This window comes from Pseudomonas sp. BC42, from assembly GCF_021560055.1.
Lineage (GTDB): Bacteria > Pseudomonadota > Gammaproteobacteria > Pseudomonadales > Pseudomonadaceae > Aquipseudomonas.
Genome location: NZ_CP091067.1, coordinates 6,747,530 through 6,768,514, shown reverse-complemented (window position 1 = coordinate 6,768,514; position 20,985 = coordinate 6,747,530). Strand labels below are relative to the sequence as shown.

The following is a 20,985-nucleotide window of genomic DNA, read 5'->3' as shown; positions in this document are numbered from 1 at the left end:
TGCGCAAAAAGCGAGCAAGTCTACACCCCTCGACGGGGCAGAACAAAACTCAGCAGAAACAGTGCGGCGGCCACCACCACGATCGACGGTCCGGCCGGGGTGTCCTTGAACCAGGACAGCGCCAGTCCGCCACAGACCGCGAGCATGCCCAGCAGGCTCGCGCCCAGGGCCATCTGCTCCGGCGAGCGGGCGTGACGCTGTGCCGCAGCGGCCGGGATGATCAGCAACGAGGTAATCAGCAACACCCCGACAATCTTCATCGCCACCGCAATGACCACGGCGATCAGCAGCATCAGCGCCAGGCGCAGCGATGCCACGGGCAGGCCTTCGACCCTGGCCAGTTCCTCGTGCACGGTGATTGCCAGCAGAGGGCGCCACAGGGCAACCAGCAGCAGGAGCACCGCCGCGCTGCCGCCGAGAATCCACGCCAGGTCGCCGGGGCTGATCGCCAGCAGGTCACCGAACAGGTAGGCCATCAGGTCGATTCGCACTTCATGCATGAAGCTTAGTACCACCAGGCCCAGGGACAGGGTGCTGGGAGCAAGAATCCCCAGCAGCGTGTCGGATGCCAGGGGCTGGCGTTGTTGCAGGGTCACCAGCAGCACCGCCAGCAGCAGGCAGCCTACGGTGACCGCTACCGCCGGGCTGACATCCAGCAGGAAACCCAGGGCCACCCCCAGCAGCGCGGCGTGGGACAGGGTGTCGCCAAAGTAGGCCATGCGCCGCCAGACCACGAACGAGCCCAAGGGCCCGGCGACCACCGCCAGAGCCAGACCTGCGAGCAGGGCGTAGAGCAGAAAATCAGCCATGCTTGCAGTTTTCTCCGTGGACATGGACGTGGCCCGCGGCGGGCTGGGTGACCACGGAGCCATGCAGGTCATGGGCGTGATCGTGGTGATGGTGGTAGATCGCCAGGCTCGGCGCGTTCTTGCCGAACAGCTCGACGAAGGCCGGGTCGCCGCTGACCTGCTCGGGGTGCCCGGAGCAGCAGACGTGGCGGTTGAGGCAGACCACCTGGTCGGTGGTACTCATTACCAGGTGCAGGTCGTGGGAGACCATCAACACGCCGCAACCGTGACGGTCCCGCAGGCGGGTGATCAGGCTGTAGAGCTCGGCCTGGCCGGCCACATCGACGCCTTGCACCGGTTCGTCGAGCACCAGCAGTTCGGGCTCGCGCAGCAGAGCCCGGGCCAGCAGCACGCGCTGCATCTCGCCGCCGGAAATGCTTTGCACCGGGCTGTCGATCACCTGTTCGGCGCCGACTTCCTTGAGGGCCGCCAGCGCTCGGTTGCGATCCACCCCCGGCACCAGGCGCAGAAAGCGCAGCACCGACAGCGGCAGGGTCGGGTCGACGTGGAGTTTCTGCGGCATGTAGCCCACCCGCAGCCGCGGTTTGCGCCAGACACTGCCGGTATCGGGCTTGAGCAGGCCGAGAACGGCGCGCACCAGGGTGGTCTTGCCGGCGCCATTGGGGCCGATCAGGGTCACGATCTGCCCCGGCTCGACGCTGAGCTGGATGTTGTCCAGCACGCTCTGCCCGGCAAAGGTCACCCCGACCTGCTCGAGGCGGATCAACGCTGTGCTCATCAAGCCCCCTGGCAGCCCGAGCAGAGCCCGACCACTTCGACGGTCTGGCCCTCGACCACGAAGCCGACGTCGCGGGCGCTGGTGATGATGGCGTCGCTGATGGATTTCTGTTCCAGCTCGATGGCTGCGTGGCACTCGCGGCAGATCAGGAACTGACCCTGGTGCGCGTGCTCCGGGTGGTTGCAGCCGACGAAGGCGTTGAGCGAGGCAATGCGGTGCACCAGGCCGTTTTCCAGGAGGAAATCCAGCGCCCGGTACACCGTTGGCGGCGCGGCGCGGCGGCCGTCCTGCTCGCTGAGCACGGCCAGGATGTCGTAGGCCCCCAGGGGCTTGTGGCTTTGCCACACCAGCTCCAGCACCCGCCGGCGCAGGGCGGTCAGGCGCAGGCCTTGCCGTGCGCACAGAGCGTCGGCCTCAGACAGTGCGCTGTGCACGCAGTGAGAGTGGTCGTGGGGACGGCTGGCGAGGGGTGTTTTAGGCATGAGCGGCGACGAGGTTTGTGAGAGACGTTATTATGTTACCCGTTCTCGCCTCTTCGAGTGTCCATCGTGTCCAGACTTTTTCGCCTTTTTGTCGCTTTTACCTTCAGCCTGTTCGCGATCGGCTCGGCCCAGGCCGAAGTCCGGGTCCTCACCAGCATCAAACCCTTGCAACTGATTGCCGCGGCGGTGCAGGACGGCGTGGCGGTGCCCGAAGTGCTGTTGCCGCCGGGAGCCTCGCCGCACAACTATGCGCTGCGCCCTTCGGACGTGCGCAAGGTGCAAAGCGTCGACCTGCTGTACTGGATCGGCCCGGACATGGAAGGTTTCCTGCCGCGGGTGCTGAAGGGCCGCAGCCTGCCATCGGTGGCGGTGCAGGACCTGCCGGGCATGAAACTTCGCCATTTCGCCGAAGATAGCCATTCTAACGCCGAAGATGCCGACGAACATGACCATGACCACCGCCCTGGCACCCTGGATGCGCACCTGTGGCTGTCGCCGGTCAATGCTCGGGTGATCGCCAGCCGCATGGCCGCCGACCTGAGCGCCGCCGACCCGGCCAATGCCGCTCGCTACCAGAGCAACCTGAAAGCCTTCAATGAGCGCCTGGATGCCCTGGACGCCCGCTTGAAAACCCGTCTGGCAGGCATCGCCGGCAAGCCTTACTTCGTCTTCCACGAAGCCTTCGACTACTTCGAAGACGCCTATGGCCTCAAGCACACCGGAGTCTTCAGCGTTGCCGCGGAAGTCCAGCCGGGGGCCCAGCATGTCGCCGCCATGCGCGCGCGGTTGCAGCAAGTGGGCAAGACCTGTGTGTTCAGCGAGCCGCCTCTGCGTCCGCGGTTGGCGGAAACCCTGGTGGCCGGGCTGCCGGTGACGCTGGCGGAGCTGGATGCGCTGGGCGGGTACACGCCCGCGACCGCTCAGGGCTATGAGCAGGTGCTGGAGAAATTGGGGAACGATCTGGCGGGCTGTCTGGAGCAGCTTTAAGCAGGGATTGTTGCGGGGTGTCTTTCGCGGGCAAGCCCGCTCCTACAGGTGCGCTCTGTAGGAGCGGGCTTGCCCGCGAAGCGTTTTACAGGGCGAACGGCAGCGCGATGTTGATCCGTTGCCGCTGTGCCAGGCGCTGCTGGAACTCCATCGGATCGTGAATCAGCACGTCCTGTCCGGCGAAGCTCTCGGCGGCAATCAGCCGTGACAGCCAGAAGCGCACGCAGGCGACCCGCAGCATGGTCGGCCAGAGCTCGGCCTCTGCCGCAGTGAAGGGCCGCAAGCTGGCGTAGGCGCCGAGCAGGGCCCGGGCGCGCTGGCCGTCGATCACGCCTTCGGCGTCGGAGCACCAGTCGTTCAGGGCAATGGCCACGTCGTAGAGCATCGGTCCCGAGCAGGCGTTGTAGAAGTCGATCAGGCCGGTCAGGTGGGTGCCTTCGAACATGGCGTTGTCGCGGAACAGATCGGCGTGGATGTTGGCCCTGGGCAGGGCGAGGATCCGGGTCTTCTGTGCGACGATTTCATCCAGCGCCCGCTGCAGCAGGTCTTGAGCGGCAGCATCCAGGTGCGACAGCAGTTGTGCGCCCTCTTCCTGCATCCAGTCCAGGCCACGATCGGTCTTGCGCTTGATCATGTTGTCCTTGGTGGCCACGTGCAGGTGGCCGAGCAACTCACCGACCTGGGCGCAATGCTGGGCGTTGGCTTCCTTGATGTGCTTGCCCGCCAGCCGCGGTTGCAGCAGCGCCGGCTTGCCCGCCAGCTCCCGCAGGGCGACGCCATCGGTGGTGCGCAGGGCGTAGGGCACCGGCAGGTTGGCTTGGTGCAGCACGTCCAGCAGCTCGATGAAGAACGGCATTTCCTGGACCGGGCCGCGTTCCACCAGGGTCAGGACGAATTCGCCCTGTTCCAGGCTGATGAAGAAGTTGGTGTTTTCGCTACCAGCGGCGATCCCCTGGAAGTCAAGCAGGCGGCCGAGCCCATACGGGGCGAGAAAGGTTTCCAGCTCGGGCCGAGCCAGGGGGGTGAACACAGACATGGTTAAAAACTGCCAGTACGGGCGCCGCTATTCAGCCAGCGCCATTGAGTTGAAGTCGGAGTGGCTTACCACTCAAAGATTTTCCACGCAGGGATCAGCATATCCGGCTGATCCGAACGGATGAAGTTACCGTCGGAGCCATCAGCGCGCACCAGGAAATAGGGCTTGCCGCCCTTGGGCGTGACCTTGATGGCGTACAGAAAGCCATTTTGCCGGTATTCCTGGATGGTCTTGTCGCCTTCCGTGCGAATGGTGACTTGCGGGTCCGCTGACGGCGCATCTTCTGCGGCGATCACGGCCATTGGAGCGATTGCAATCAAGCCGGCCAGCAGCAAGCGATTTAGTGTGCGCATGATAACCTTGTCCCTTTGTCGTCAACGGTCCCGCTATTCTAGCGCCGGACCCGCCGAAAAGGTTGATCCCGCTCATGAGCCAAGCCCCCCTCGTCCTGGTGGACGGTTCTTCTTATCTGTACCGCGCGTTTCATGCGTTGCCACCGCTGACCACTTCCAAAGGCCTGCCCACGGGCGCGGTCAAGGGCGTGCTGAACATGCTCAAGAGTCTGCGCAAGCAGTACCCGGACAGCCCGTTCGCCGTGGTCTTCGACGCCAAGGGCGGGACCTTCCGCGACGACATGTATGCCCATTACAAGGCCAACCGTCCGAGCATGCCCGACGATATGCGGGTGCAGATCGAGCCCTTGCACGCCAGTGTGATCGCCCTGGGTTTCCCGTTGCTGTGTGTGGAAGGGGTCGAGGCCGACGACGTGATCGGCACCCTGGCCCGCAGCAGCGCGGCGGCGGATCGTCCGGTGGTGATCTCCACCGGTGACAAGGACATGGCCCAGTTGGTGGATGGGCACATTACGCTGGTCAACACCATGTCTGGTAGCAGCATGGATGTGGAAGGCGTGAAGGAGAAATTCGGTGTCGCTCCCGAGCAGATCATCGATTACCTGGCATTGATGGGCGACTCTTCCGACAACATCCCTGGGGTGCCGGGTATCGGTCCGAAGACGGCTTCCGGGCTGCTGGTAGGGGTCAACGGCGGGCTCAAGGAGTTGTACGAGCAGCTCGATATCGTGCCGACCCTGCCGATTCGCGGGGCCAAGACCCTGCCGGCCAAGCTCGAAGAGCACAAGGAAATGGCCTTCCTGTCCTATCAGTTGGCAACCATCAAGGTGGACGTGCCGCTGGATATCGGGCTCGACGACCTGCACCTGGGCGAGCCGGATCGCGAGAAGCTGGTGGAGCTCTACAGCCTGCTGGAATTCAAGAGCTGGCTTGACGAGTTGCAGCGCGACGCCAAGCGCGTCGAGCTCAGTGGGGCCGAGCCGGCACCGGCCGCTGCGCCGCAGCCGCCGGCTGCCGAACAGCCAGCGCTTGAGCTGCAGTACGAAACCATCCTCGACCAGGAGCGTTTTGCCGTCTGGCTGGAAAAACTGAAGAACGCCAAGCTGATTGCCTTCGATACCGAGACCACCGGCATCGATGCCCAGCAGGCGCAACTGGTGGGGCTGTCGTTTGCGGTCAAGGCCGGGGAAGCGGCCTACATCCCGTTGACCCACTCCTACATGGGCGTGCCGGAGCAACTGGACCGCGACACCGTGTTGCTGGCCCTGAAGCCGTTGCTGGAGGACCCCAAGCTGCTCAAGGTCGGTCAGCACGCCAAGTTCGACATGAACATCCTGGCCAATTGCGCGATTGGCGGCGATCAGGCCAATGGCATCACTGTGCGCGGCATCGCCTTCGACACCATGCTTGAGTCCTACGTGCTCAACTCCACCGCCACCCGCCATGACATGGACAGCCTGGCGCTGAAGTACCTGGACCACACCACCGTGAGCTTCCAGGACATTGCCGGCAAGGGTGCCAAGCAGCTGACTTTCGATCAGATTCCGCTCGAGCAGGCCGGTCCCTACGCCGCTGAAGACGCCGATATCACCCTGCGTCTGCATCAGACGCTCTTCGAAAAACTGACCGCTATCCCGAGTCTGGCCAGCGTCCTCACCGATATCGAGATGCCGCTGGTGCCGGTCCTGGCACGCATCGAGCGCCAGGGCGCACTGGTGGATGACAAGCTCCTGGGCGTGCAGAGCATCGAGCTGGGGGACAAGATGGTGGCCCTGGAGCGCGAAGCCTTCGAGATCGCCGGTGAGGAGTTCAACCTGGGCTCGCCCAAGCAATTGGGCAGCATCCTCTACGACAAGCTTGGCCTGCCGGTGCTGAAAAAGACCGCCAAGGGCCAGCCTTCCACGGCTGAAGAGGTGCTGGCCAAGCTCGCCGAGGACGACTATCCGTTGCCGCGGGTGCTGATGCAGTACCGCTCCATGAGCAAGCTGAAGAGCACCTACACCGATCGTCTGCCCGAGCAGATCAATCCGCGTACCGGGCGCATCCACACGTCTTATCACCAGGCGGTGGCTTCCACCGGCCGGTTGTCCTCCAGCGATCCGAACCTGCAGAACATTCCCGTGCGCACCGCCGAGGGCCGGCGCATTCGCCAGGCCTTTATCGCCCCGCCCGGCTACAAGCTGCTGGCGGCGGACTATTCGCAGATCGAGCTGCGGATCATGGCTCACCTGTCCCGGGACGAAGGCCTGCTCAATGCCTTCCGCAACAACCTGGATGTGCACACCGCCACTGCGGCCGAAGTGTTCAAGGTGGAGCTCAAGGATGTGACGTCCGATCAGCGTCGCAGCGCCAAGGCCATCAACTTCGGCCTGATCTACGGCATGGGCGCGCAGAAGCTGGGCAAGGACATAGGGGTCGATACCAAAACGGCCAAGGCCTATATCGATACCTATTTCGCCCGCTATCCGGGGGTTCGCCAATACATGGATCGAACCCGCGCCCAGGCGGCGGATCAGGGCTATGTCGAGACCATCTTCGGTCGTCGGCTGTACCTGCCGGAGATCAACTCCAACAAGCCGCAGGAGCGAGCCGGCGCCGAGCGTACGGCGATCAACGCGCCGATGCAGGGCACGGCGGCGGACATCATCAAGAAAGCCATGGTGGCGGTGGACAACTGGCTGGAGTCTTCGCAGCTGGATGCCCGGGTCATCCTTCAGGTGCACGACGAACTGGTGCTGGAAGTGCGCGAGGACCTGGTGGACCAGGTGCGCGACGAGATTCGTGGCTACATGAGCGGTGCCGCGACCCTGGATGTGCCGTTATTGGTGGAAGTCGGGGTGGGAAATAACTGGGATGAGGCCCATTAAGGGTACTTTTCAGTGCTTTTTGCCGCGGCATAGTGTCGCGGCAAAAACTGGCGACTGGCTATTAGCACGGAAAATTTCATCGCTTATTGCCAATAGTTTTTGCAACCCGCTGGAACTAATCCAGTGAAAGCCCACTCAGAGTTACTGAATGGCTGGTGAAGCCCTTCGATGCTCCTATGTTGTGTTAAGTGTTGGCAGATATCTGGACCCCGCCCTAGCGGTCTAGAACTTGAACCCCGAACTTCCCCCTCCCCATACGAAGTCCGGGGTTTTTTTTGCCTGAAAATTGCCTGCGCGGCGCCCATGCTGCGTTAAAAAGCGGCGGGAAATGCTCATTTAGGCCCCTAAACTCCGCTTTCCCGCCGCTTTTTGCCTTGCCTGATCACCGCGCAGACAATTTTTATCCACCGCTCAGGCCTCGGTTTCAGCGCCTTTGTCGGCCAGTTCCATCCAGCCCGCCAGTACGGTGTAAGCCTCTTCCAGGCCCATGCGCTTGGGGGCCGAGAACAGTTGGATGGTGACCGCTTCGCCCCAGCCCTTGCGGATCTGCGATTGGACCTTGAGCAAGGTGTTCTTGGCCGCGCCGTAGGTCAGCTTGTCGGCCTTGGTCAGCAGGATGTGCATCGGCATGCCGCTGGCCACGGCCCAATCCAGCATCAGCAGGTCGAAATCGGTCATGGGATGCCGGATGTCCATCATCAGGATCAGGCCTTTGAGGCTCTCGCGGCTGCCCAGATAGGCTTCCAGGTGGCGCTGCCAGTGCTGCTTCAAGGGGATCGGCACTTTGGCGTAGCCGTAGCCCGGCAGGTCGACCAGACGGCGATCGTCGTCTAGCTTGAAGAAGTTCAACAACTGCGTGCGCCCCGGGGTTTTCGAGGTGCGTGCCAGGCTGGCATGGGTCAGGGTGTTCAGGGCGCTGGACTTACCGGCGTTGGAACGCCCGGCGAAGGCCACTTCAAAGCCGTCATCGTCCGGGCATTGGTCGACCTTGGCGGCGCTGAGCATGAACGTAGCCTGTTGGCACAGACCGAGGATGGGGTTCTTGAGTTGCATGGGATTTCCGAGATAGGGGCGATGCCGAGAGTGGACGCGGCGAGCGGTGTCGTTTCCGTTTCAGTAGCGCCAGTATATAATGCCGCAGATTTTGTGTGCGCTTTGTCCCAGCGTAGGATGAAGTTCACGAGAGCGATAAACCTTGACTGCGCACTAGAACGCAGCACGCTCTCAACCCTGAAAAGGTCGTTTTATGACGAAATGGCTGCTAGCTGCCGGTGTCTTGATGCCGCTTTACAGCGCTCAGGCTACACAGGATCCGGAAGCTGTGTACAACCGTGTTTGTGGGGCTTGTCATTCCGGCCAACTACCCACGGCGCCCCGCAAGGGCGACCAGGAAGCTTGGGCGCCGAGGTTGGCGCAAGGTATGGAGACGCTGGTGCAACACGTGACCCAGGGTTTCAAGGCGATGCCGCCGCGTGGTTTGTGCATGGACTGCAGTGCCGAGGATTACCGAGCCATCATCCACTGGATGAGCGAGTGATCCCGGCCCATAACTCTTAACCCTTAGCCGTAGTTGGATTAGCTGATGAACAAATTACTCGTGAGTCTGCTGTTGACCTTGGGCATCACAGGTGTAGCCCATGCCGCAGGCGACGCTGCTGCCGGTCAGGCGAAAGCCGCAGTCTGTGGCGCATGCCACGGTCCTGATGGGAACAGCATGGCGCCAAACTTTCCCAAGCTGGCCGGCCAGGGGGAAAAGTACCTGGACAAGCAGCTGCACGATATCAAGTCCGGCAAGCGCCAAGTGCTGGAGATGACCGGCCTGTTGACCAACCTGAGCGATCAGGACCTGGCTGACATCGCCGCTTACTTCGCCAGCCAGAAAGGCAGCGTCGGTGCCGCCGATCCCAAAGTCGTGGCCCGCGGCGAAGAGCTCTTCCGTGGTGGCAAGCTCGACCAGGGCATGCCTGCCTGCACCGGCTGCCACTCGCCAAATGGCGCGGGTAACGCAGCGGCCGGTTTCCCGCATCTGGGTGGCCAGCACGCACAGTATGTGGCCAAGCAACTGACCGACTTCCGCGAAGGCAACCGTACCAACGACGGCGACACCATGGTCATGCGCAGCATCGCCGCCAAGTTGAGCAACAAAGACATCGAGGCGGTGTCCAGCTATATTCAGGGCCTGCACTAAGCCGGCTCGATCAAGTTGCCGAGGGTGTTGAGCCGCGGCAACGTTAATGATCGATTAATCTGACGGTGCAAGCATAAAGGGTGGCTCAGGCCGCCCTTTTTTATGGCGTCTGCCGCTACACTAGCGAACTCAAGCCCGCCATGATCTGTCTGAATTCAGGTCGCGCGAGGCGCCAAAATTGTCCAGGAGTAAAGCATGCGTAATCTGATTCTCAGCGCCGCTCTCGTCACCGCCAGCCTGTTTGGCGTGACCGCTCAAGCTGCCGAGCCGCTTGAAGCCGGTAAAACCTACGTCGAGCTGAGCAGCGCCGTTCCGGTTGCCGTGCCTGGCAAGATCGAGGTCGTAGAGCTGTTCTGGTATGGCTGCCCACACTGCTATGCCTTCGAGCCGACCATCAATCCCTGGGTTGAGAAACTCCCTGCCGACGTCAACTTCGTGCGCATTCCAGCCATGTTTGGTGGCATCTGGAACGTTCATGGCCAACTGTTCATCACCCTGGAAGCCATGGGCGTCGAGCACAAGGTTCACAAAGCCGTATTCGAAGCTATCCACAACGGCAAGAAGCTCGCCACTCCCGAGGAAATGGCCGAGTTCCTGGCCGCCGAAGGCGTCGACAAGGACAAGTTCCTGAGCACCTACAACTCCTTCGCCGTCAAAGGCAAGGTCGAGGACGCCAAGAAGAAGGCCCAGGCCTATCAGATCACCGGCGTACCGACCATGGTGGTCAACGGCAAGTACCGTTTCGACCTGGGCACCGCCGGTGGTCCTGAAGGCGCGCTGAGCGTGGCCGACCAGCTGATCGCCAAAGAGCGCGCAGCCAAGTAAGCGCCGCCATGCCGCGCTGGGGCTCGGAACGCATCGTTGGCCTGCATGATCCGCAGGTCAACGAACACCATTTGGCGTCGACCGGCCTGCCAGCGGACAGTCGCCTGCGTTTGCTCAGTTTCAATATCCAGGTCGGTATCAGTACCGAGCGCTATCGCCATTACCTGACGCGTGGCTGGCAGCACCTGCTACCTCACAACGGGCGTGCCGAAAACCTGCAGAAGATCGGCAACCTGCTGGGGGACTTCGACCTGGTAGCCCTGCAGGAAGCCGATGGCGGCAGCCTGCGTTCGGGCTACGTCAATCAAGTGGAGCACCTGGCTCAGCTGGGCGCCTTCCCCTACTGGTATCAACAGCTCAATCGCAACCTTGGACGCCTGGCACAGCACAGCAACGGCGTGCTCAGCCGCTTGCGTCCCTGGGCCATTGAAGACCATCCGCTGCCCGGCCCCAAGGGGCGCGGAGCGATCCTCCTGCGTTTTGGTGAAGGCCCCGAAGCGCTGGTGGTGGTGATGATGCACCTGGCATTGGGTGCCCGGGTCCGAACCCGGCAACTGGCGTATATCCGCGAGTTGATCGGCGGCTACAAACATCAGGTGCTGATGGGGGATATGAACACCCACGCCAGCGATCTGCTGGAGCACTCCCCTTTACGCGACCTCAGCCTGTTGGCGCCGCAACTGCAGGCGACCTTCCCCAGCTGGCGTCCGCAACGCTGCCTGGACCATATCCTGCTCAGCCCCAGCCTGACCCTGGAGCGAGTCGAAGTCCTGGCCCAACCCATATCCGATCACCTGCCGGTCGCGGTAGAGATTCGTCTGCCGGGTTCGCTCACGGCCGATGCATTGCCCGCGTTGAGTCCTGCACCTCGCGGAACCGATGAATGAGCGACGACGCCCAGCGCTGGAAAGAGAAGTACCTCAAAAGTATCGAACAGCAGGAAAAGCTTGAGCGCCGTTGGGCCGCTCGCCTGGACTTGCTGCGTCGCGGCCTGGTGCGCAGCACCCTGGCGGCGGAAGGCACCGACCGCGCGGTCGACCAGTGCATGAAGGAAATGCGCGAGGTGGTGCGCACCGACGACATGGATGCGGGGCTTGCGGCCCTGTTGCCGCGCCTGGAAAAGGCCGTGCTGGATTCCGAGCAACGGCGTGAAACCAGGATCGAACAGATGAGCAGCGCCTTGACGGCGCTGGTGACCCAATTGCAGTCCCTGCCCTTGCCCCGGGAAGTCAGCCGCCCGTTGAAGGCCTTCGCCAAGCAGTTGGATGGGCGGGTCGGCCAGGCGCGGGAGATTCCCCTGTTGCTGGGGGAGCTCAGCAGCCTTCAGGGCAAGGCCCTGAGCCAGCTGGAAACCCCGGCCGAGCCAGGTCGCCCGAGTCTGCTGCAGCGCCTCTTCGGGGGACGAGACGCCGGTGAAGCGCCCCAGGCCGAAACGGCCCCGCCCGCGGCGCCTGTTCCCGCTGCGAGCGTGCAATCCCCTCCTCCGGCCGAGGCAGTTGCAGAACCAGAGGCAGTGGCTCGCGAGCACTACCAGACCCCGACCACGGACTTGCCGGAAGTCGCCGCCATTCCTCCGGCACCCTTGGCCGTGGCCCCCGCCCCGGCCGAACCCGAGGCGCTCGTGCTTGCGGAGCCTGCATCCGACGCGCCGGCCAGGATTGAGGCCGAAGCTGTCGGCGCCTCGGCCGCGCCTTCGGTGGTGGCATTCGTGCCCCCTGTCCTGGCGCAGGAACAGCCGCAGGAGCCGGCGCCCCAGGTCGAGATGCAAGCGCCCGTTGCGCTCGAACTGGCAGATCAGGCTCCGGCATCCGTCGACGCCGCTCCGGTCGCGCTCGCCGAGTCGCCGGCAGAGGCTCCCAGCGAGCCTCAGAGCGAGCCGGCTGCGCCCAACCCCGATGAGTTGCTGCCTCTGCCTGCGGTTTCCCCGGCGGTGCTGCTCGACAGCCTGCCCTTGCCGCCGGTCATGGCCGAGGCCCTGGCCGCCATCGATCCGGAGCAGTCCGAGCACGATGTGCTCTACGCCCTGCCGGACTCCCCCGAGCCGTCCTATAGCTCGGTGGCCAAGCATATCGAGCACACCCTGCTGGGGCTGCTCGACGACCTGAGCCTGCCGGAGCGCCATCGACCCCAGGCGGAAGCCATGCGCGATCGTCTGCAGCATGGGTTGAACTGGTATGAATTGCTGCCGATCCTCGATGATCTGGCGGTATTGATGCTGGCGATCACCGACTCGGGCCAACACGAGTTCGAGGCCTACCTCAAACAGCTCAACGAGCGTCTGGAAGCCTTCCAGAGCAATCTGCAGGCGGCCAGCGACGGCCATGCCGACAGCAGCTCGGCGGCGCGGGCCATGGACTCGCAGATCCGCCAACAGGTCGATGGCCTGCAAAGCAGTGTGCAGGAAGCGGCGGACCTGGATGACCTCAAGCAGGTGCTGGAAAGTCATCTGGAAGGTCTGCTGGGCACCATGGATCAGCACCAGAAGCAGCGCGACGAGCGCGAGAAGGAAGTGGCCGCCCGCCTGCAAAGCCTGGCAGAACGCGTATCGAGCATGGAGCAGGAAGCCCAGGGCTACCGTGAACACCTTGAAGAACAGCGGCAGAAGGCGCTGATCGACCCCTTGACCGGCTTGCCCAACCGCGCGGCCTGGAGCGAGCGCCTGGAGCACGAGATCGGCCAATGGCAGCAACATGGCAACAGCCTGCTGCTGGCCATGCTCGACCTCGATCACTTCAAGCGGATCAACGACAACTACGGTCATCTGGCCGGGGACAAGGTGTTGAAGATCATCGCCAACGTGCTGCGCAAGCGTCTGCGGGGCAGCGATTTCATCGCTCGCTTCGGTGGCGAGGAGTTCGTCCTGCTGCTGCCCAATACCCCCTGGCCGGTTGGTGCGCGAATCGTGGAAGCGCTGCGGGCGGCGATTGAGGCTTGCCCGTTTCATTTCAAGGGAGAGCGGGTGACCATCACCGTGTCCGTCGGCCTCAGTGCGTTCAAGCCCGGTGATCGCAGCGAACTGGTGATCAAACGAGCCGATCAGGCGCTGTATCGGGCCAAGGACGCCGGTCGCAACCGGGTGGAGGCAGGCTGAGGCGCAGGCCGATTCCTGTCTCAAGCCACGGTTTTTGCCCATGGTGGCGGGGGCAGTACGTTACACTGTTGCATTCTTTGTCTTCAGCGTATTGCCTTCTGCCATGAAACGCCTTGCTCTTGCCTTCTCGCTCCTGCTCCTGGCCGGCTGCGCCAGCGGTCCGCGTATCGACACCAGCCACCCCTCGGTGAATTACGATCAGCGGGCTCAGTTCATCATCGTTCACTACACCTCCGCGTCCCTGGAGCGTTCCCTGGCCCTGCTGACGCGCGGCCAGGTCAGCAGCCACTACCTGATCGGCGACGACAAGTCGGCCACCATCTACAAACTGGTGGACGAGCAATATCGCGCCTGGCACGCCGGCGAAAGCCAGTGGCAGGGGCGTACCTGGCTCAACTCCAGCTCGATCGGCATTGAGATCGTCAACCCGGGCTTTCGCGATGGCCCCAACGGACGGCTCTGGTATCCCTACAGCGAAGCGCAGATCCAGAATCTGATCGTGCTGCTCAAAGACATCAGCAAGCGCAACAACATCTCCCCGCGTCACATCATCGGTCATAGCGACATCGCGCCATCGCGCAAGCTCGACCCGGGACCGCTGTTCCCCTGGAAACGCCTGGCCGACGCCGGCCTCGGCCTGTGGCCCAATGCCCAGGCGGTGGCCCGTCAGCAGGCGTACTTCGCGGTGAGCCTGCCGAGCATCGGCTGGTTCCAGCAGCAACTGGCCCAGCTGGGCTACGCCACCCCGCAGACCGGCGAGCTGGATCAGGCCACCCGGCACGTGCTGGCGGCTTTCCAGATGCATTATCGCCCGAGCCGTTTCGATGGCATTCCGGATGCCGAAAGTGCTGCGATGCTCCAGGTCCTCAATCAGACAAAATAATGACGCCGCCGGACGGTCCGGGCCGATTACCCAATCAGTTGCTATAACTCATTGGTATCCCTCGGATCCTCCACGATGCCCGTCCCTCGTGAGCCCCTGCGCACCTGGTTCCATCGCCCCTGGTTGTTGGCGACGCTGGCGGCTGCGCTGAGCGCGGCGCTGCTGGTGCTCGGCAGTGCCGGGGTGGCCATGCATCAGGTCCAGCAACGGGAAAGCGAACAGATGAATGCCCAGGGCAAGCGCTTCCTGGAGCGTCTGGAACAACTGTTCGGGCAACTGCGTGAAGGACTGGACGAGCTCGAAGCCCAGCCGCTGCGCGAGTGCAGCGCCGAGCTGATCAGCGCCCTGCAGCAGGTCAGCTTCAACTACCGCTTCATTTATGAAGCGGCCTACATGGACGCCACCCAGAGCTGCTCCAACTCGCCGCGCCAGAGCCTGATGCCCTCGCTCAGGGCTCCGGATATCCGCGGGCCGACCTACAGCTACTGGCTCAACACCTCTGCCCAGCCCAATGAAAACCTGGCCGCGCTAATGCTGGGCCGGGGCGATTTTCGCGTGGCCACTTCCCGCGGGCACCTGACCGATGTGGTGGACCTGCCGGCCGGTGGCAGCCTGATGGTGGTGGTGGAGCATGGTGCCCGGGCGATTCCGGTACTGGGCCAGGCCCGTGCCTGGCCGCCGGTGGAACCTTGGCGCGCCGGTCGCGACGGGCCGCTGCAGGTCACCCCGGACCTGCTGATCTATCGCATGCCGACCCAGAATCCCGAGTACCAGTTGGTGCTGATCACGCCCCGGGCCAGCATGCAGGCGGAAATGCTCGATGGCTGGTGGTGGCTGTTGCCGATCAGCCTGTTGCTGGCGCTGTGTATCGGCGGGCTGGTGTATCAGCTGGCGCGTCAGCGCCAATCCCTCGGGGCGGAGCTGCAAGGCGCTCTGCGCCGTGGCGAGTTGCAGGTGCTGTACCAGCCGATCTTCGACCTCAGCAGCCGGGTCTGCGTCGGGGCCGAAGCCTTGCTGCGCTGGCGCCGTCCGGATGGCACCCTGACCAGCCCCGACCTGTTCATTCCGCTGGCGGAAAACACCGGGCAGATCCGCCAGATCACCGACTTTGTCCTGCAGCGCCTGCTGGAACAACTGGGGCACGTGCTGCGGGCCAATCCGCAGTTGTACATCTCGGTCAACCTGGCGGCCTGCGATGTCATGGTGCCGCGCATCGGCCAGGTCATGGCGCGGCTCCTGGCCTTGCACAAGGTGGCCGCGCGGCAGATCGCCTTCGAGGTCACCGAGCGCGGCCTGATCGATGTGGTGGTGGCGCGGGACAACCTGCAGGCGCTACGGGACGTGGGGCATCAAGTGCTGATCGATGATTTCGGCACCGGCTACTGCAGCCTGGCCTACCTGCAAAGCCTGCCGGTGGATTGCCTGAAGATCGACAAGGCGTTCATCGACGCCCTGGGGCATGACGCCGCCAGCAGTGGCGTGGCGCCCCACATCATCCGCATGGCCCATGCCCTGAAGCTCAAGGTGATCGCCGAGGGCATCGAGTTCGAAGACCAGGCATCGCTGCTCAACAGCGAAGGCGTGAGCTACGGTCAGGGCTGGCTGTTCGCCCACGCCCTGAGCGCGTTGCAGTTCACCGAGCTGATTACCCGGGGGCGGCGCCTGGTGCCCCGGCGCCTGGACGACGAAGCCTGATGCCCTACAGGGGCAAGGCCAGGTAGAACTGGGTGCCTTGTCCGGGCCTTGAGTAGACCCCCATGCGGCCGCCGTGGAGCTGGACGATTTCCTTGCACAGCGCCAGCCCGAGCCCGGCGCCGCCTTTCTTGCGCCCGACCTGGACGAAGGGCTCGAAGATCCGTCCCTGCTGGCCGTAGGCAATGCCCTCGCCATTGTCCTCGACGCTGATGATGACCCGCTCGCCATGGCGCCGGGCCTGCAGGCGGATCTGGCCGCCGCTGGCGGTATGGCGCAAGGCATTGTCGATCAGGTTGTCCAGGACCCGTTCCAGCTGCGGCCGGTCGGCGTGCAGGCGCGGCAGCGGCGCCTGGAGGTCCAGCAACAGGTCGATGTCCTGGCGCTGTGCCTGTTCGCGAAAGCGCTCCAGAGCCTGCTCCAGCAGCTCTTCAAGGGAACAGGGAGCGAGGGTGAGCTTCTGCAGGCCGTTCTGGTAGCGCGAGAAGTTCAGCAGATCATTGATCAACTGCATCAGGCGCTGCATTTCTTCGTTGACTGTATTGAGCAGGTCGGTTTCCCGGGACTCTTCGGCAAAGTGCAGGCGTTCCTGGAGCAGGCCGAACGCCATGTGCATGCCGGTGACCGGGGTGCGCAGCTCGTGAGAGGCGCGCAGCACGAATTCACTGCGCACCCGCTCGAAGGCACGCTGTTCGGTGACGTCGTGGAGCACCATCACCGCCCCGAGAATATGACCCTGGGTGTGGCTCACCGGGGTCAGGCTGTAGGTCAGCAGACGGGACTCGCCGTCGACTTCCACATCCAGGTCTTCCGGGGCCCGCTCCAGGGTGCCGCCGCGCAGCACCAGCTGCAGCTGTTCGTCCAGCTCCGGGCGTTGCAGGGCGCTGCCCAGGCCTTGGCCGAGGCGCTCCTGATCCCAGCCCAACTGGCGCTGGGCCACCGGATTGAGGTGCTCCAGGCGGCCTTGGCGGTCGATCATCAGCAGACCGTCGTCGATGCTGTCGAGCACCGCCTGCAGGCGCTGCTGGCCGGCCAGCAGTTCGTCGACATTGGTTGCCTGATGCTGGCGCAGGGCCTCGGCCATGATGCCGAAGCGCCGGGTCAGCAGGTTCATTTCCGCGGCCGCGGAGATGGGCAGGGTGACGTCGAAATTGCCTTGGCCAATTTTGTCCGCGGCCTTGGCCAGGGCCTCGATGGGGCCGCCAAAACGCCGGGCAATGGCATGGGCGGTGATAAAGCCGATGATCAGCACCGCCAGGGCCACCAGGCCCAGCAGGCCGGCCACCAGCAGGGCGCGGTCACGGGCCTGGCGTTCCACCTGGCTGATGTTGTCCAGGGCACTCTTGTGTTCGTTGATCAGGCCGTTGCGCAAGGCATTGAAGCGCTCGGTCAGCGCTTGGTTGTCGCTGATTCCGGGGGCGCCGCTGATGCGTTCGAAGGCCTGGAAGAAACTCAGGTAGTCATCGCGGGCCTGCTGAAAGTGCTGGCTGCCCTGGTTCTGCTGTTCCTGGGCGATGCCCTGGTCGAGCAATGCCAGGTAGTGCTCCCGGGAGGTTTCCAGGGCGGCGCGGTCGGGCTCCTTGCTGAGCATGATGATCAACTGGTCGCCCAGGGTCTGGCGCAGCTTGAGCCCCAGGTCGAGGGTGATGAAGTTGTTGCGGATCAGCGACTCCTGGGTATTGGCCATCTGCATCACGCTGACCAGCCCGAGCACCAGCCCCAGCAGGGCGACGGTGATCAGGGCCGAGATGCTCAGAAACAGCCGGGTTCGCAGTTTCATCGCTAACTTCATGGGGGAGCGCTCACAGGTTGTACTGTTTGCGTTTGCGGTACAGGGTCGAGGCGTCGATGCCCAGGGTCTTGGCCGCTTGGTCCAGGGTGTCGCTGGTGGCCAGGACCGCGCCGATATGGGCCTTTTCCAGCTCGTCCAGGCTCAGCGCTGCACCGATCCGCGGGGCATTGTTGGTGGGTTGTTCGGCCATGCCCAGGTGGATGATCTCCACCCGTTCCTGGGGACAGATGATGCTCGCCCGCTCCACCACGTTGCGCAGCTCGCGGATGTTGCCCGGCCAGCGATAGTTGAGCAGGGCTTCCCGGGCCTCGTCGCAAAAGCCCCGGGCTGGTCGCGAATACTCCTTGACGAAGCGTGCGAGAAAGCGATCGGCCAGGGTCAGGATGTCTTCGCTGCGTTCGCGCAGGGGCGGCAGGTGCAGGGTGATCACGTTCAGGCGGTACAGCAGGTCTTCGCGAAAGCGTCCGTCGCGCACCATGTCCTCCAGGTTGAGGTTGGTGGCCGCAAGAATCCGCACATCGGCCCGGCGGGTCACCGGGTCACCGACGCGTTCGTATTCCTTGTCCTGGATGAAGCGCAGCAGCTTGGGCTGCAGGGTCAGGGGAAAGTCGCCGATCTCATCGAGGAACAGGGTGCCGCCGTCGGCCTGATTGACCCGGCCCAGGGTGCTTTCGCTGGCCCCGGTGAACGCCCCGCGGCTGTGGCCGAACAGTTCGCTTTCCATCAGTTCGGCGGTCAGGGACGGGCAGTTGATGGTCACGCAGGACTTCTTCGCCCGCTTGCTCCAGCCGTGGATGGCCCGTGCCAGCTCGCCCTTGCCGGTGCCCGATTCACCGAGAATCAGAATATTGGCGTCGGTGCCGGCCACCTGGCGCGCGGTTTCCAGCACCACTTTCATGGCCGGGCTGTGGGAGTCCAGGCCGTCCTTGGGCTTGCGTACTTCACCTTCCAGGGCTTCCAGGCGCGCCGAGAGCTGGCGCACTTCCAGTTGCTTGGCGGTGGCCAGGCGCAGTTGATCAGGGCTGCAGGGCTTGACCAGGTAATCGGCGGCACCGGCCTGGATCGCATCCACCGCGGTATCCACGGCGGAGTGGGCGGTGACGATCACCACCCGCATCCAGGGCGCCTGGGTGCGCATCTGCGCCAGCACGTCCAGGCCGTTGTCTTCGCCCAGGCGCAGGTCGAGGAAGCACAGGTCGAACACCTGGCGTTGCAGCAGTGCATCGGCCTGGGCTGCGCTGTTGGCGGTGGCCACGGTGTAGCCCTCGTCTTCCAGGCAGTAACGGAAGGTGCGAAGGATTGCGGATTCGTCATCCACCAGAAGGATGCGGCCTTGATTCTCCGGCGCTGACTCCATTTCGCAGGCTCCTTTATGAATGATCTTATTTAGTCCCGGATAAATCGGGCAAGTTGCAAGGTTGATTCTGATCCATTCCACGGCATGCAGGTTAGATATCTCCGGCCGAAATGGCTAACCGACTGAAACTCAATGGCTTTTACAGCTGCTGGGCATGGGCCGGGTCTGTATCAGGCCGTCCGCCGCTCGGCAAAGTTCCCCCTCATATCAAAAAGCCCTCCAGGCGGTCCGCGCCGATCGTGCATTTCGCACGGTCGGCCAGCGTGCATCGTGCAGGATGCGTGTGGAGTGGTACTTTTGAATGGCATTAAGTTATTGATTTTATTGATATTTATTCCTTGGCGAAAGCTGGCATGCAGACTGCAATAACCCTCCTATCAGCGAAGCACGAGCCATGGCTTCCATAACAACATCACCACCAGTGTGGGAGGAGTTTCAGGATGAATCGCCAACGTCTTGCCCAATTGCGTATTGCGCCACTGCACCTTCAGCAAGGTCTGTTCGCCAGTCTGGCGTTGCTGGTCACTCTGATCGCCGGGCAACAGTACCAGCGCTGGCAGGACAGTCAGGCGCCCGCTCCGCGGGTGCCGGCCCATCACTTCACCCAGACCCATTTCAGCTCGGTGAGCAGCCAGCTCAACGATGCGACACCCGTGCAACTGATGGCCGTCGATCAGGCGCAGCCGGCGCTTGAGGCGCCACGTCAGGAACGCTGGGTGTTCTAGGCACCAAGGGTCGGCCCGCCTTAGGCGGCGTCCGGCGGCTCCACCGGCACCATCACTAATAGAAGAGTAAGGAGAATCATCATGCTGAGCTGGGCAATCACATTCCTGATCATTGCCATTGTCGCTGCGGTACTGGGCTTCGGTGGTATCGCGGGCACCGCCACGGGTATCGCCAAGATTCTCTTTGTGGTGTTCCTGGTGATGTTCATCGCTTCGTTCTTCTTTGGCCGTCGTGGCCGAGGCTGACCATGAGCCCCTCGTTGAAGACCTTGGCCGCCGCGCTGTTGCTGGGCGCCAGCGCCCTGGCGGTGGCCGCCAATGATGGCCAGGCCCGTGCCAACCAGCTGCTGGGTTCCGATCCGCAGTTTCGTGAAACCTGGCAGAAGGTCGTGCAAAAAGAGGAGCGTCTGCCCGAATGGGTGATGAACCTGTCGGGCGATGCGCCGCGACAGATGAATGCAGTGACCGAAGGGGGCGACCAGTACCTGGTCGGACCGCTGTGTGAAACCGCGCAGAGCTGTCAGAACCAGCGGCTGGTCGTCGCCTTCAGCTTCAACAAGAAGCATGCCTACGCCCTGTGGGTCGAAGTGCCGGCCGGCTTGCCCGCGGACAAGTCGCCGACGCGGCATGCCAGTTACCGTTTCCTCGGTAAGCCGGACGACGGCATGCAGGCTTTGCTGCAAGAGCAATTGCGCAAAGATCCGAACTGGTACTGAGTCCGGTATTGCCGATATTGCATAACAGATAGGCGAAAGGGCCTCCCAGGCGCTTTCGACTTTGCACCGCCCGAGGAAGGCGCGTGCATGACCAAGGGGCCGGGATGTTCTGATGCTTGCATGATCGGAGTGACCTAGGGGTACAGGGAGTGCCTCCGCAAGGGCCGGGTCAGGAAAGAGCGGCGGCGCAAGCTCCCAAGTCGTCATCGACTTGAAGAGCTTGCGGCGTGCTTGAATGAGCAAAGTCCTGTTCTAGAGCTGTTGCTACATCTGCGCCGAAGCGTATCCCGAAAAAAATCTTCCTTTGACCCCGATCAAACGTTTCCGGGTGTTTCTCTGCGACCGTATATCGAGAAACTTTGCGGAATAATCGCAGCGTTTCCAGGCGACCGAATCAGAACATT

20 protein-coding genes are annotated in these 20,985 nt (G+C 63.3%); 12 read left to right on the top strand and 8 right to left on the bottom strand.

The features are described 5' to 3' along the window. Nucleotides 1-20 precede the first annotated feature (20 nt). Genes znuB through zur form a run of 3 tightly spaced genes read right to left on the bottom strand, consistent with a single transcriptional unit; the run spans nt 21 to nt 2,069 of the window. On the bottom strand, nt 21-809 hold the full coding sequence (gene znuB / locus L1O02_RS30550; protein ID WP_060836877.1) for a zinc ABC transporter permease subunit ZnuB: 789 nt from the start codon (nt 807-809) through the stop codon (nt 21-23). Next, nucleotides 802-1,587, bottom strand: a complete 786-nt coding sequence (znuC, locus tag L1O02_RS30545) for a zinc ABC transporter ATP-binding protein ZnuC (RefSeq protein WP_060836878.1) — start codon at nt 1,585-1,587, stop codon at nt 802-804. The genes znuB and znuC overlap by 8 nt, the downstream gene beginning before the upstream one ends. Further along, nucleotides 1,587-2,069, bottom strand: coding sequence for a zinc uptake transcriptional repressor Zur (gene zur / locus L1O02_RS30540; RefSeq protein WP_060836879.1), 483 nt, complete (start codon nt 2,067-2,069; stop codon nt 1,587-1,589). The genes znuC and zur overlap by 1 nt, the downstream gene beginning before the upstream one ends. A 66-nt stretch (nt 2,070-2,135) precedes the next feature. Here zur and L1O02_RS30535 point away from each other — a divergent pair, with 66 nt between their 5' ends. Further along, complete coding sequence (locus L1O02_RS30535; RefSeq protein ID WP_235759306.1) at nt 2,136-3,056, top strand: zinc ABC transporter substrate-binding protein; 921 nt, start codon at nt 2,136-2,138, stop codon at nt 3,054-3,056. Between the two features lie 85 nt (nt 3,057-3,141). On the opposite strand, the gene L1O02_RS30530 is transcribed toward L1O02_RS30535, so the two are convergent. After that, on the bottom strand, nt 3,142-4,092 hold the full coding sequence (locus tag L1O02_RS30530) for a homoserine kinase (protein WP_060842080.1): 951 nt from the start codon (nt 4,090-4,092) through the stop codon (nt 3,142-3,144). Nucleotides 4,093-4,157: 65 nt separating this feature from the next. Then, the gene (locus L1O02_RS30525) at nt 4,158-4,445 is read right to left on the bottom strand and encodes a DUF2782 domain-containing protein (RefSeq protein WP_047306771.1); all 288 of its coding nucleotides are present in this window, start codon (nt 4,443-4,445) and stop codon (nt 4,158-4,160) included. A 74-nt stretch (nt 4,446-4,519) separates the two neighbouring features. On the opposite strand from L1O02_RS30525, the gene polA reads away from it, so the two are divergent. Further along, nucleotides 4,520-7,312 carry a DNA polymerase I gene (polA, locus tag L1O02_RS30520; protein ID WP_108544923.1) on the top strand — a complete coding sequence of 931 codons (2,793 nt, stop codon included), beginning with the start codon at nt 4,520-4,522 and terminating at the stop codon, nt 7,310-7,312. A 411-nt stretch (nt 7,313-7,723) separates the two neighbouring features. Here polA and yihA read toward each other — a convergent pair whose 3' ends face one another. Then, nucleotides 7,724-8,365 carry a ribosome biogenesis GTP-binding protein YihA/YsxC gene (gene yihA / locus L1O02_RS30515; RefSeq protein WP_060836883.1) on the bottom strand — a complete coding sequence of 214 codons (642 nt, stop codon included), beginning with the start codon at nt 8,363-8,365 and terminating at the stop codon, nt 7,724-7,726. 193 nt (nt 8,366-8,558) lie between these two features. On the opposite strand from yihA, the gene L1O02_RS30510 reads away from it, so the two are divergent. The 7 genes from L1O02_RS30510 (at nt 8,559) to L1O02_RS30480 (ending at nt 15,994) form a co-directional block, all read left to right on the top strand. Continuing rightward, entirely contained in the window at nt 8,559-8,849 is a 291-nt protein-coding gene (locus L1O02_RS30510; RefSeq protein WP_016963939.1) for a c-type cytochrome, read from the top strand. Between the two features lie 45 nt (nt 8,850-8,894). After that, nucleotides 8,895-9,500, top strand: coding sequence for a c-type cytochrome (locus tag L1O02_RS30505; protein ID WP_016963940.1), 606 nt, complete (start codon nt 8,895-8,897; stop codon nt 9,498-9,500). 195 nt (nt 9,501-9,695) lie between these two features. Further along, nucleotides 9,696-10,325 carry a thiol:disulfide interchange protein DsbA/DsbL gene (locus L1O02_RS30500; RefSeq protein WP_016963942.1) on the top strand — a complete coding sequence of 210 codons (630 nt, stop codon included), beginning with the start codon at nt 9,696-9,698 and terminating at the stop codon, nt 10,323-10,325. A gap of 8 nt (nt 10,326-10,333) precedes the next feature. Further along, entirely contained in the window at nt 10,334-11,212 is an 879-nt protein-coding gene (locus L1O02_RS30495) for an endonuclease/exonuclease/phosphatase family protein (RefSeq protein WP_060836885.1), read from the top strand. Then, on the top strand, nt 11,209-13,416 hold the full coding sequence (locus L1O02_RS30490; RefSeq protein ID WP_060836886.1) for a GGDEF domain-containing protein: 2,208 nt from the start codon (nt 11,209-11,211) through the stop codon (nt 13,414-13,416). The genes L1O02_RS30495 and L1O02_RS30490 overlap by 4 nt, the downstream gene beginning before the upstream one ends. A gap of 103 nt (nt 13,417-13,519) precedes the next feature. Continuing rightward, nucleotides 13,520-14,299 (top strand): N-acetylmuramoyl-L-alanine amidase, encoded by a 780-nt coding sequence (locus tag L1O02_RS30485; protein WP_060836887.1) that lies wholly within the window; start codon nt 13,520-13,522, stop codon nt 14,297-14,299. Nucleotides 14,300-14,374: 75 nt separating this feature from the next. Further along, the gene (locus L1O02_RS30480) at nt 14,375-15,994 is read left to right on the top strand and encodes an EAL domain-containing protein (RefSeq protein WP_060836888.1); all 1,620 of its coding nucleotides are present in this window, start codon (nt 14,375-14,377) and stop codon (nt 15,992-15,994) included. Between the two features lie 4 nt (nt 15,995-15,998). On the opposite strand, the gene L1O02_RS30475 is transcribed toward L1O02_RS30480, so the two are convergent. Together L1O02_RS30475 and algB are read right to left on the bottom strand one after the other, a co-directional pair. Further along, complete coding sequence (locus L1O02_RS30475) at nt 15,999-17,783, bottom strand: ATP-binding protein (RefSeq protein ID WP_060836889.1); 1,785 nt, start codon at nt 17,781-17,783, stop codon at nt 15,999-16,001. A 10-nt stretch (nt 17,784-17,793) separates the two neighbouring features. Further along, on the bottom strand, nt 17,794-19,140 hold the full coding sequence (gene algB / locus L1O02_RS30470; protein WP_016963951.1) for a sigma-54-dependent response regulator transcription factor AlgB: 1,347 nt from the start codon (nt 19,138-19,140) through the stop codon (nt 17,794-17,796). Nucleotides 19,141-19,580: 440 nt separating this feature from the next. Between algB and L1O02_RS30465 the strand changes: the two genes are divergently transcribed. From L1O02_RS30465 to L1O02_RS30455, 3 genes are all read left to right on the top strand, one after another. Further along, complete coding sequence (locus L1O02_RS30465) at nt 19,581-19,865, top strand: hypothetical protein (protein ID WP_060836890.1); 285 nt, start codon at nt 19,581-19,583, stop codon at nt 19,863-19,865. A gap of 81 nt (nt 19,866-19,946) precedes the next feature. Then, entirely contained in the window at nt 19,947-20,111 is a 165-nt protein-coding gene (locus tag L1O02_RS30460) for a DUF1328 domain-containing protein (protein ID WP_003170804.1), read from the top strand. Between the two features lie 2 nt (nt 20,112-20,113). Beyond that, nucleotides 20,114-20,581 carry an inhibitor of vertebrate lysozyme family protein gene (locus L1O02_RS30455; protein WP_108544921.1) on the top strand — a complete coding sequence of 156 codons (468 nt, stop codon included), beginning with the start codon at nt 20,114-20,116 and terminating at the stop codon, nt 20,579-20,581. The last annotated feature ends 404 nt before the right edge of the window (nt 20,582-20,985 follow it).